At 67.6% G+C, this 10909-nt stretch carries 8 protein-coding genes and 1 pseudogene; 5 read left to right on the forward strand and 4 right to left on the reverse strand.

All coding sequences use genetic code 11. From position 1 onward, the window contains the following. A pseudogene (locus ESO89_RS17635) lies at positions 1-114 on the forward strand (IS5/IS1182 family transposase); the annotation flags it as partial. A 285-nt stretch (positions 115-399) separates the two neighbouring features. Here ESO89_RS17635 and ESO89_RS17640 read toward each other — a convergent pair. Together ESO89_RS17640 and ESO89_RS17645 are read right to left on the reverse strand one after the other, a co-directional pair. After that, positions 400-936 carry a hypothetical protein gene (locus ESO89_RS17640; protein WP_128906717.1) on the reverse strand — a complete coding sequence of 179 codons (537 nt, stop codon included), beginning with the start codon at positions 934-936 and terminating at the stop codon, positions 400-402. A 141-nt stretch (positions 937-1077) separates the two neighbouring features. After that, a complete protein-coding gene (locus tag ESO89_RS17645) occupies positions 1078-1272 on the reverse strand; it encodes a hypothetical protein (protein WP_128906718.1) in 195 nt (64 codons plus the stop codon). Between the two features lie 341 nt (positions 1273-1613). On the opposite strand from ESO89_RS17645, the gene ESO89_RS17650 reads away from it, so the two are divergent. The 4 genes from ESO89_RS17650 to ESO89_RS17665 all read left to right on the forward strand — a co-directional run bounded on the left by ESO89_RS17650 (position 1614) and on the right by ESO89_RS17665 (position 7054). Beyond that, the gene (locus ESO89_RS17650; protein ID WP_206731794.1) at positions 1614-1919 is read left to right on the forward strand and encodes a hypothetical protein; all 306 of its coding nucleotides are present in this window, start codon (positions 1614-1616) and stop codon (positions 1917-1919) included. A gap of 92 nt (positions 1920-2011) precedes the next feature. Further along, the gene (locus tag ESO89_RS17655; RefSeq protein ID WP_128906719.1) at positions 2012-3802 is read left to right on the forward strand and encodes a nitrite/sulfite reductase; all 1791 of its coding nucleotides are present in this window, start codon (positions 2012-2014) and stop codon (positions 3800-3802) included. Between the two features lie 31 nt (positions 3803-3833). Next, positions 3834-4136, forward strand: coding sequence for a DUF6360 family protein (locus ESO89_RS17660; protein ID WP_128906720.1), 303 nt, complete (start codon positions 3834-3836; stop codon positions 4134-4136). 98 nt (positions 4137-4234) lie between these two features. Continuing rightward, positions 4235-7054, forward strand: coding sequence for a hybrid sensor histidine kinase/response regulator (locus ESO89_RS17665; protein WP_128906721.1), 2820 nt, complete (start codon positions 4235-4237; stop codon positions 7052-7054). 590 nt (positions 7055-7644) lie between these two features. On the opposite strand, the gene ESO89_RS17675 is transcribed toward ESO89_RS17665, so the two are convergent. Both ESO89_RS17675 and ESO89_RS17680 read right to left on the reverse strand, forming a co-directional pair. Next, positions 7645-8412, reverse strand: a complete 768-nt coding sequence (locus ESO89_RS17675; protein ID WP_128906723.1) for a VOC family protein — start codon at positions 8410-8412, stop codon at positions 7645-7647. Positions 8413-8547: 135 nt separating this feature from the next. After that, on the reverse strand, positions 8548-10909 hold a 2362-nt coding region (locus tag ESO89_RS17680; RefSeq protein ID WP_128906724.1), incomplete at its 5' end, for a hypothetical protein.

A 10909-nucleotide genomic window follows, 5' to 3' on the forward strand; every position in this document is an offset into this window, starting at 1 on the left:
ACGAAGCGCTCGCTCGGCGACGCCGTGCGAGCGCTCGGCTGGTATCGACAGTTCCGTGAAATCGTTCTGATGTTCGCCATCATCAACATCGAATCGGTGTGTGAACCGCTGTAACCGTGACTCAGCATCTATTCAACACAGCAATCAGAACAGCATTACAACGCAGCAGATGAGTACCATGACTTATCTGAAGATTTTAAAGACTTCCACAACCTAAAACTCGCTAATACATACGATTCTTCAGAGATGTCGGAGAAATTTGAACGTCTGATCGATGAAAGAAGGACCATTAAGCGGTCGTCTCCAAGAACCACTAATTTCTGGTATAACCGACTTGATCATGACAAACTAAGCGACTCTGTAGAGAAAGAACTTGAGGAGAACAGAGCCACCATCTGATTACCAACCTCCGTGAGTGTCTATATTAAACCTCTCACAAATTCTATCCAAATCAGACGGTTTTCCCTGAACACTTCTTGGGTAGCCCTCCAAATGAGACTCTGTTACTGCAACCCAACTTCCATCAAATACGCTTATGTCATAATCTTGTGACTCAGGTGTCCAACCATATGACGGTGAATTTCCCCTACAGAACACATGAAGTCCTCTCTTGCTCCCAGATAATTCGATATAGGAGTCAATTCTATTTATTATTGAATATATTTCTGGATCAATTTCACATGTGTCTGGATTCACACAATTGTCGAAGTCAATATATGAGATATCTTTTCCAATAGTCACAAATCCAATTCCATCGATTGCTTCTCTGTTATTTGCGAATTCTATCGCTTCATCATATTGCAACCACAGATTTTGGTTAGCATAGTCTGAGGGCCTGTATCGATGTAATGCCTTTCTGTACTCATTCGGATCTACCGGAATAGCCTCCCCTTTATGAGATTCTGCCCAGCATATCCACTGGTCTACCTGCTTCATCACTGGTAGAAGCCTCTTTTTGCTATATTGACTACGCGACAGCGCTACCATTTTGATCGGATAGAATGTATGAGGTATTTAATTTTTGTATCCCAATCCTGTGTCTAATTTTTGAAATTGGGTGGTACGCGATTGGGAATCTTACTCTGCGTCCCGTCGCTCCGAGAGCCGCTCCCAGATCTCCGTACAGCCGGCGCCGTCCTCGATGTCGTCGAGGTGGCTCGTGCCGTCGTCGGGTTCGGAATCCGCTTCGGCGTCGGCGTCGTCCCCTCGACCGTCGACCTCGGTCTCTTCTCGTTCGTCGTCGGCCGTTTTGGGATCGGCTTGCTCGGTCATCGTCCCTCCGGGGTACCGTCGAAGAGCTCGGGCGCCACGTCCGCGGATGCGTGTTGTCGGTACTCGCCGTCGTCGCCCGGGCTGGCGGGTCGATCGCCGGTAGAGTCGGGAGCCGAATCGGTCATCACATCGACGTAAGCGCGCACGAGCCATAAGTATCGGCACACATGTAAATCGAACCACCACTCACGGATACCGGATTTCATGTCCGGTAGTTCGGAGGCTAATTTCATCCGGTACCTCGATGCAGTCCGCCGATTTCTCGCGCACGGAGCGTCACCGAAACGGTCGCCGATTGCGACCACCGTCACCCATTGGGTCGTCGCGGGCGAATTGGTGGTGTGACCACTCGTTTGCGCGTCCTCGACGACGGGGCGTGGATCTCCGTCAACGACAGCCGGGAAGTGCGTGTCAGCGAACTGTGGCGGCTCGACGCGCCGGATCTGTGTGAGTGCGCGCTCACCGATCTGGTCGTCGAGAACTTCCAGTCGGTCGGCGTCGACGGCTCGACCGTGGAGGTTCGGGTCTACGGGCAGTGTATCGCGTGCGGGGCGACGGGGAACACCGGCTGGCTCCCCGTCGGGCGGGTACGCGGGGGTGAGTTCGTCGAACTCGACCGTTCCGCGGTCCGCCGCGTGCGGCGCTGAGGAAAGCGGCAACACGTGCCACATCGGTGGGGCACCGGGGAACGTTGACTCGACGCCGTCGCCTATGTGGGCGTCGGGTGTAGACCGGATCGATGCCAACGGACGTCGAAAACTGGAAATCGGAGGTGTACGGCAACGAGATCCGCGACCGCTTGTTCGAGTTCGCCGAGGAGGGGTTCGACTCGATCCCGGACGACGAGCGCGACGCGTGGTTCGAGCGCTTCAAATGGTGGGGCCTGTACCACCAGCGGAACGGACAGGAGGGGTACTTCATGATGCGGATCGGGACCCCGAACGGCGTGCTCGAACCGGGACAGCTCCGGACCGTCGGCGAGATCGCCGACGAGTACGCCCGCGGCCCCGGGGTAAACCCGATCTTCGGCGACGCGTACGCCGACTTCACCACCCGACAGTCGATCCAGCTCCACTGGATCGAGCTGTCGGACGTGCCGGCGATCTTCGAGAAGCTGGAGGAAAACGGGCTCTCGACCCAGCAGGCCTGCGGGGACTCGTGGCGGAACATCGTCGGAAATCCGGTCGCAGGCAAGGACGGACAGGAGGTGATCGACGCGTGGCCGGTGATCCGCGATCTCAACGAGCGGTTCAAGGGGAACGACGACCACTCGAACCTCCCCCGGAAGTGGAAGGTGTCCGTGACCGGCTCCGCCGACGGCTCCGGGCAGGGCGACATCAACGACCTCGCCTTCGAGCCCGCGTACAAGGCCGTCGGCGGAGGCAACGGCGGAGACGATGACGGCGATGCCGACGGGAGCGAAGACATCGTCGGCTTCAACGTCAGAGTCGGCGGCGGGCTCGCGCGCAACGAGCCGCGGTTCGCCCGCGACATCGACGTCTGGGTGCCGCCGGAGCGGGTGCCGGACGTGGCCGGCGGGCTCTCCGCGCTGTTCCGCGACTACGGCGACCGCGAGGACCGGTACAACGCGCGGGTGAAGTTCCTCGTCGACGAGTGGGGCGCAGAGGAGGTCCGCGAGACCTTGCAGGAGGAGTACGTCGACTTCGAGCTCGAATCCGCCGGCCGCGACGTGCGCGAGGAGTACACCTACAACGCGGGCGAGGGCGAGCGCAACGACCTGATCGGCGTCCACGACCAGAAGGACGGGAAGAACTTCGTCGGACTGAACGTGCTCGTCGGGCGGATGGGCGCGGCCGACGTGCTCGACCTCGCCGACCTCGCCGAGGAGTACGGCTCCGGCGAGGTCCGGCTCTCGCAGCGTCAGAACGTCATCGTCACCGACGTGCCGGACGCGGCGCTCGACGAGTTCCGCGACGAGTCGCTGCTCGACCATTACTCGCCCGACCCCTCGCCGTTCATGCGCGGCTCGGTCGCGTGTACCGGCACGGAGTTCTGCTCGCTGTCGATCGTCGAGACGAAGAACCGGCAGGTCAGGTTCGCCCGCTGGCTGAAGGCTAACGTCGACCTCCCCGCCGATGTCGACGAGTTCCATATCCACCTCTCCGGATGTACGGCCTCGTGCGCGCAGCCGCAGATCGCCGACGTGAGCCTGCGCGGGATGAAGACCCGCAAGGACGGGGACCCGGTCGAGGCGCTCGATGTCGGCCTCGGCGGCGGGCTCGGCGAGAACCCGCAGTTCGCCCGGTGGGTCACCCAGCGCGTGCCCGTCGACGAGGTGCCGGGCGCGATCGCGAACCTGATCGAGAGCTTCGCCGCCGAGCGCGACGAGGGCGAGTCGTTCCGCGCGTTCGTCGCCCGCCACGACGACGACGACGAACTGGACGCGTTCGTCGAGCCCGAGGAGACCGACTACGAGGACCCGATGATGCACAACACGAAGCGCACGTGGTACCCGTACGCCGAGGACGACGGGATGGAGGACGCGCCGCCGACGCCGGCGGACGACTGACGATGCGGTCGACGGACCCGGAGGTGGCTCGATGACGGATCGACTGCTCCGCGTGAACGCCTACACGACGCTGGACTTGGTCGACGGCCGCGCTCGCGGGCACGAGTTCGAGGCCGACGCGCCGGGCGTCGTGAACGTCACCGCGCCCCGCGAGGACCCCGAGCACGTCACGCTGGAAGTCGAACTGGACGGGACGGCGATCGACGACCTCGCCGCCCACGCCGACGAGGTCGACCTCTCGCCCGCGCAGGCGCGGACGCTGGCGGACGCGCTGGAGTCGACGGCGGACCGCGTCGAGGCCGCGGCGACCGACGACGAGACCGGCGACCGCTGACCGGTGCTATCCCCCTCCGAGCGTCGGCGGCGGTCCAACGGTTGCTCCGAGCGTCGGCGGTCCAAACGGTTATGCCGGCGTCACGAGTACCCCGGTCCATGGGCGACCGCATCCGCGTGCTCCACGTCGAGGACGACCCGGATCTCGCGGATGTCACCGCGTCGTTCCTCGAACGCGAGGATTCACGGATCACGGTCGAGACCGCCTCGAACGCCGCCGAGGGGCTCGAACGCCTCGACGGCTCCGACGCCGAGATCGACTGTATCGTCTCCGACCACGACATGCCGGGGGCGAACGGGATCGAATTCTTGGAGGCGGTCCGCGAGCGCGACCCCGAGGTCCCCTTCATTCTCTACACCGGGAAGGGGTCGGAGTCGGTCGCCAGCGAGGCGATCTCCGCGGGTGTGACGGATTACCTCCAGAAGGGCGGCGGCACCGAGCAGTACGAGATCCTGGCGAATCGCGTCGTCGACGCGGTGGAGAAGTGCCGGATCGAGCGCGAGGCCGACCGGACGCAGGCCCACCTGCGGGCGATCACCGACCACTCGATGGACGCCATCGTCACCATCGACGCGGACAGCCGGATTCGGTTCGCGAACCCGGCGGTCGAGCGGCTGTTCGGCTACGCGCCCGCGGAGCTGGAGGGCGAGCCGCTGGCGACGCTGATGCCGGAGCGGAAACGGGAGGCGCACTGCGATGCCGTCGAGCGGTACTGTGCGACCGGGGAGCGCTCGATGGACTGGTCGGCCGTCGAGTTCCCGGGGGTACGCCGTGACGGCCGCGAGATCGCCCTGTCGATCTCCTTCGGGGAGTTCGAGGAGGACGGCGAGCGGCGGTTCGTCGGCATCCTCCGAGACGTGACGGAGCGCGAGCGACACCGAGCGTTCGTCGAGCACTCCAGCGACATCGTCTCCGTCCTCGACGATGCGGGGCGGTTTCGGTACGTGAGCCCCTCGTGTGAGCGGGTGCTCGGCTACGAGCCCGCCGACCTGATCGGCGAGCACGCCTTCGAGTACGTCCACCCGGAGGACCGGGACGCCGTCGTCGGGGCGTTCGGTCGCTCGTTCGACGGCGACCCCGCCGCGGTCGACGCGGTGGAGTTCCGGTTCCGTCGGGCGGACGGCGAGTACCGATGGCTCGAATCGGTCGGTAGCGACCGTCTCGACGAGTACGCCGCGGGCGGGTACGTGATCAACAGCCGCGACGTCTCGGACCGGAAGCGGCGCGAGGAGAAGCTGTCGCGGCTCCGCGAGTGGACCCGGGACCTCAACTACGCCCGGACGGTCGAGGAGACGACGCAGCTGGCCGTCGACGCCGCGGACGCGATTGTCGGCGCGGGGCTGAGCGGAATCCACCTGGTGAACGAGGCGGGCGACGCGCTCGAACCCGTCGCGCTCGCCGAGTCGGTGCCGACGCTCTTCGACGAACAGCCCTCCTACGACCGGGACGCGTCGCCCGGGACGCGCGCGGCCCTCGCGTGGGAGGCGTACCGGGGCGACGACCCGCTCGACATCGGCGATCTGTCGGCGTTCGACCGCCTCGACGAGGAGACCCCGGCCGAGAGCATCGTCCTCCACCCGATCGGCGACCACGGGCTGTTCGTCATCTCCTCGTCGACCTCGGGCGCCTTCACCGAGACCGACGTGCTCATCGCGGAGATCCTCGCGAACCACCTGGAGGCCGCGCTCGACCGCGTCGCACGCGAAACCAGCCTGGAGCGGCTCCACGACGCGACGCGGGAGCTGATACGGGCCGACTCCTGCGAGGAGATCGCCGAACGCGTCGTCGCGGCCGCCGAGGGGGTGCTCGGGTTTTCCGTGGCCACCGTTCGCCTGTACGACGAGGACGCCGGCGGGCTGGTGCCGATCGCGCTCTCGGACGCGGTCGAAGAGGTGCTCCCGCCCCGCGCGGTGTTCACCCCCGACGGCGGGAGCCTCAACTGGGAGGCGTTCGCGGCGGGCGAGCCCCGGGTGTACGACGACATCGAGACGGCGGGCGCGGTCGACGCCGGGACCGGGCTTCGGAGCCTGATGATCCTCCCCGTCGGGGACCACGGGACCATCTCCGTCGGCGAGACGGAGCCCGGCGTCTTCGACGGGACCGACGAGCATCTCGCGCGGATACTCGCCACCGCGGCCGAGACGGCGTTCAACGCGGCGGCGCGGACCAACCGCCTCCACGAGCGGAGCGCGGAGCTGGAGCGCCAGAACGACCGGCTGGCGGAGTTCGCCAGCGTCGTCTCCCACGACCTCCGGAACCCGTTGAACGTGGCGCAGGGGCGCGTGCGACTCGCCCGCGACGAGTGCGACAGCGAGCACCTCGACGCGGTCGCGAGCGCCCACGAGCGGATGGACACGCTGATCGCCGACCTGCTGACGCTCGCCCGCGAGGGCGAGCGGGTGAGCGAGACGCAGCCGGTCCGGCTCTCCGCGGTCGTCGAGTCCTGCTGGCAGACCGTCGAGACCGCGGACGCGACGCTGACCGTCGAGGAGGACCTGTGGCTCCGAGCCGACGAGAGCCGGCTCAGACAGCTCGTCGAGAACCTGATGCGGAACAGCGTGGAACACGGTTCCACGGGCAGCCGGGCGGAGCCCGGCGACGCGGTCGAGCACGGCGACGACGTGGCGATCGCCGTCGGGGCGCTCGGCGGTGGGGCAAACACCGACGACGACGGAGCGGGAGGCGAGACGAGCGACGAAGTCGGATTCTTCGTCGCGGACGACGGGCCGGGAATCCCGGAGGCTGACCGCGATCAGGTGTTCGACGCCGGCTACTCGACCTCACAGGAGGGGACCGGCTTCGGTCTCCGTATCGTCGAGCAAGTGGCGACGGCACACGACTGGTCGGTCCGGGTCACGGAGGGGCGCGACGGGGGCGCCCGGTTCGAGGTGACCGGCGTAGAGCCGGCGGGCGAGTGACGAAACCGCCGACTGTTGCGAACCGCACCGGCGATCGGTGCTGAGCAACGGTGTCGAATACTTATAAACCGACAGCGGTGGCGCGTGCCTGCGAGCGCCCCGTGGGCGCGAGTCAGCACGCGCGAGGGACGCGGCGAACGCGAGCGGCGAAGCCGCGAGCCGTGAGCCGCGAGGTTGGGGAGGTGTGAGGCTGCGGTGCTGTGCGGTGGGTGGGACTCAAAGGGGCAGTCGCGAGGACGAAGGCGCGGGACGCAAGGACCGCAAGGAGCGAGCACCGTGAGAGACTGAGGACCGCAGCGACCGCACCGAGTCCTCGCGGCTGGGGCTTTGGAGGTGTTCACCGCAGAGTCATCGATCACGTACTGCCGAGCGGCTGGGGCTTTGGCGGTGTTCACCGCAGAGTCATCGATCACGTACTGCCGAGCGGCTGGGGCTTTGGCGGTGTTCACCGCAGAGTCATCGACAACAGACAAACAGCCGACAGCAACACCGCTCGATCACTTATCACACCCGAGTCACCGTCCGGAACCGACGAGGAACCGACGAGGAACCGACGAGGAACCGACGAGGAACCGACGAACCGACCCGATCTACTCTCGGACGAGCAGTTCGATCTCGTGGCCGTCTTGGTCCCTCGTGAACGCGTAGTCGTGGTCGCAGGACGCCGGATCGCGGTAGTCCGGCGCCTCGCGGGTCATCAGCGTGTCCCACGCCTCGTCGAGGTCGTCGACGCGGACGCAGAGGTGGCCCCAGCCGTCGCCCATCGTGTACTCGCGGCCGTCGTAGTTGTAGGTGATCTCCAGCTTCATCGCCTCCTTCGGGGCGTCCTCGGGGGCCATGAAGTAGTTCGCGAAGGTGTCGGCCTCCCACCGCCCGCGCGCCTCGGCGTGCTCGAACTTGCGGGTCCAGTAGCCGAGCGCCTCGTCGGCGTCCTCGACGCGGATCATCGTGTGGTCGATGCTCCACGTCGCGCCGTAGTCGCGCTTGACGATCTCGATCTCGTGGCCGTCCGGGTCCTTCACGAACGCGTACCGGTTCCCGCAGGACTCGGGGTCGCGGTAGTCGTCGACGCCCTCCGCCATGAGCTGATCGTACGACTCCTGCAGCGCGTCCTCCGGGACGCGCACCGCGACGTGGCCCCACGCGTCGCCGATCTCGTAGGTGTGGTCGCCGTGGTTGTAGGTGAGCTCCAGGGTCGCGCCGTCCTCGTGCATCTCCTCGGGGCCGAGGTAGACGTTGGTGAAGGTGTCGGCCTCCCAGCGGCCCTTCTCCTCGTAGTTCAGGTGGGTCTGGTACCAGTCGAGGCTCTCCTCTAAGTCCTCGACGCGGATCATCACGTGATCGAAGGTTCCGTCCATACGCCGGATCGATGGGGCGCTCGCCTCAAAAGCGTACTGAAGGCGGCGGAACGAATCGGCGGGACGAGAGCCGACGGCCCCGTTCCGGCGCTTCCGACGGCCCGGAGGCCGGCCGGCGTCGCGACGCGGACGGAGCTACGCCTCCCGGTCGAACCGCTTCCGGTGGATCGACTCGCGCTCGTCGAAGACGACGAGGGCCAGCTGCGGCTCCGACTCGACGGCGACGGTCGTCTCGTCGCCGGCCGTCACCTCGTCGGCGTCGTTGTCCCACGGCCGCAGTCCGTCGGTCTCGGGTTCGACGACCACGTCGACGCGCGCGGCGTCCAGGGCGTCGCCGCCGGTGTGGGCGAACGTCACCGTCCCGCCCTCCCCCTCGTCGGCCGGCTCGTAGGTCACCTCGAACGCCGCCTGCGGCGGGAGCGAGTGCTCGGTGACGGTCCGGGTCTCGCCGCCGCCGGTCCACTCCACGGCGATCGTCGTCCCGGCGGACAGATCCCCGAGCGAGAGCGTCTCGCCGCCCGTGAGGCGGTCCGCCTCGTCGCCCGGCTGCGCGTCGGCGGGCTCGCCGTCGACAAGGACGCGGAACGCCTCCGGGTCGCGACGGACCTCGTCGACGTACCGGAGGACCGTCTCCGTTCCGTCCTCGCCGGTCTCGACGGCGAACCCCCGGTGGGGCGACGCCGAGAAGTGCGCCACCGAACTCGTCGCCGAGCCGCTCTCGAACTCCGTGTGGACGCTGACGACCACGGTATCGTCGAGGCCCACGCCCTCGACCGTCACCGCGTCGCCCGCCGTCAGCTCGTCGTACTCGGCCGCGAACCGCGACCCGCGTTCGCGGTCCCGCGGCCCGCCACGGCCGCCAACCGAGAGCCGCAGCCGCCCGGGATCGACCGGTCGCTCGCCGACGTACTCGACCGTCATCGCCTCCCCCTCGGCGTCGTAGCTCGCGGCCATCGCGTCGCGGGCCGTGGTCGTCCCGCCGATGTGGTGGTCGCGCTCCCCGGCGACCCACACGAGCCGCACCCGCGAGAGCGGCGGGACCTCAGCGGTGAAGGCGTCGTCGGGGCCGAACTCGTCGAGCTCGTCGGCTGGCTGTGCGTCGGTCGGCTCCCGGCCGATCTGCAGCTCCAAGTCCGAGGCGGGCAGCGCCCGCCCGCGGCGATGACGCACCTCGACCGTGCCGTTCTCCGGGTCGTACTCCATCGCGGCGCGCGTGTTCGGGACGACTTCCCGCTCGGCGACGACGACCGGGTCGTTCGGCTCGCGCCACTCGACCGAGACCGTGCTCCCGAGCGGGAGCTCGCCGAGGACCAACTCGTCGCCGTCAGACAGCGTGTCGTGCTCGTCGGCGAACTGCGCGTCGGTCGGTTCCCCGTCGAGCAGGGTCACGAACGCGTCGGCGGGGCGGTCGTCGTCGCCGCCGTACCGGACGACCGTCCCCTCCTCGGGACGCGAGCGGACCCAGACGTGCGGCGGGGACGCGTGGTGGTGGGCGAGCGAGCCGCCCCTGACGCCGGGCGGGGTCTCCACGTCGAACTCCAACCGCACGTCGTCGCCCACCGACACACCCTCGACGGTGACGGCGTCGCCCGGGTCGAGCGCGGCGTCGGTAAAGGACTCTCCGACCGTCCGAACGCCGTCCTCGCCGCGGTGGACCAGCCGAAGCTTGCTCGGGTCGGCCGAGCGCTCGCCGTCGTAGGTCAGCTCCAGCGTCTCGGCGTCCATGTCGTACTCGATGGAGAACGCCTCGCGGTCGACCCGCTCGCGGGCGTACGTGTAGTAGGCGTCCGCGTCCGCGTCGAACCACCGGAGCGTGACCGTCCCGATCATCCCGGTGTCAACGGCGATCTCGTCGCCCGCCTCGAACGCCTCGCCGTCGAGGACCGCGTCGCTCACCTCCTCGCCGTCGTGCCACACCTCGAGCTCGTCGGCGGGCACCGCGTCGCCCTCGCGGTGCTCGAAGGTCACCGTGCCGGCCTCGCGGTCGAACCGCGAGCGCACCCGCGCGTCGGGCGCCGCCTCGCCGTCCAGCTCCGGCGGCGCCTCGACGACGGCGTCGACGAGGACCAGCCCGTCGGTCCGCGAGATGTCGGTCTCGACCGGTTCGGCGGGGTCGACCGTCCGAACGAGCCGCTCGACCGCCTCGCCGTCGAGCGCGTCCGAGGACGCGTCGTCGGCCGGCCGTATCACGTAGGCGTTCTCCGCCGTCCCCTCCAGCCCGGGGAGGTTCTCCGGCGCCGTCTCGAAGCCGGCGGCGAACGCGCCGACCCCGTCGGGGACCCGCGAGGGGAACGGACCGCCGTCGGCGTCGGGGACGAGGAGCACCGTCTCGAACCCGCCGAGCCGCGGGAGCGCCGCCTCCCCCAGCGGCGACTCCGCGAACCGGTCGGCCTCGCCGGCGGCGGCGCGGCCGGCGGCCCGGGCGGTCTCGGATCGCCGGTCGCCCCCGCCGCTCTCGCCGCTCCCCCGTGCGGGCGCGCCGCCTGTCGCGGCCGCG

The sequence above is a fragment of the Halorubrum amylolyticum genome, from assembly GCF_004114995.1.
Classification (GTDB): domain Archaea; phylum Halobacteriota; class Halobacteria; order Halobacteriales; family Haloferacaceae; genus Halorubrum; species Halorubrum amylolyticum.

Coding starts and splice junctions, on each gene's coding strand:
- ESO89_RS17640 (WP_128906717.1), bottom strand. CDS start 936: ATGAAGCAGGTAGACCAGTGGATATGCTGGGCAGAATCTCATAAAGGG.
- ESO89_RS17645 (WP_128906718.1), bottom strand. CDS start 1,272: ATGACCGAGCAAGCCGATCCCAAAACGGCCGACGACGAACGAGAAGAG.
- ESO89_RS17655 (WP_128906719.1), top strand. CDS start 2,012: ATGCCAACGGACGTCGAAAACTGGAAATCGGAGGTGTACGGCAACGAG.
- ESO89_RS17660 (WP_128906720.1), top strand. CDS start 3,834: ATGACGGATCGACTGCTCCGCGTGAACGCCTACACGACGCTGGACTTG.
- ESO89_RS17665 (WP_128906721.1), top strand. CDS start 4,235: ATGGGCGACCGCATCCGCGTGCTCCACGTCGAGGACGACCCGGATCTC.
- ESO89_RS17675 (WP_128906723.1), bottom strand. CDS start 8,412: ATGGACGGAACCTTCGATCACGTGATGATCCGCGTCGAGGACTTAGAG.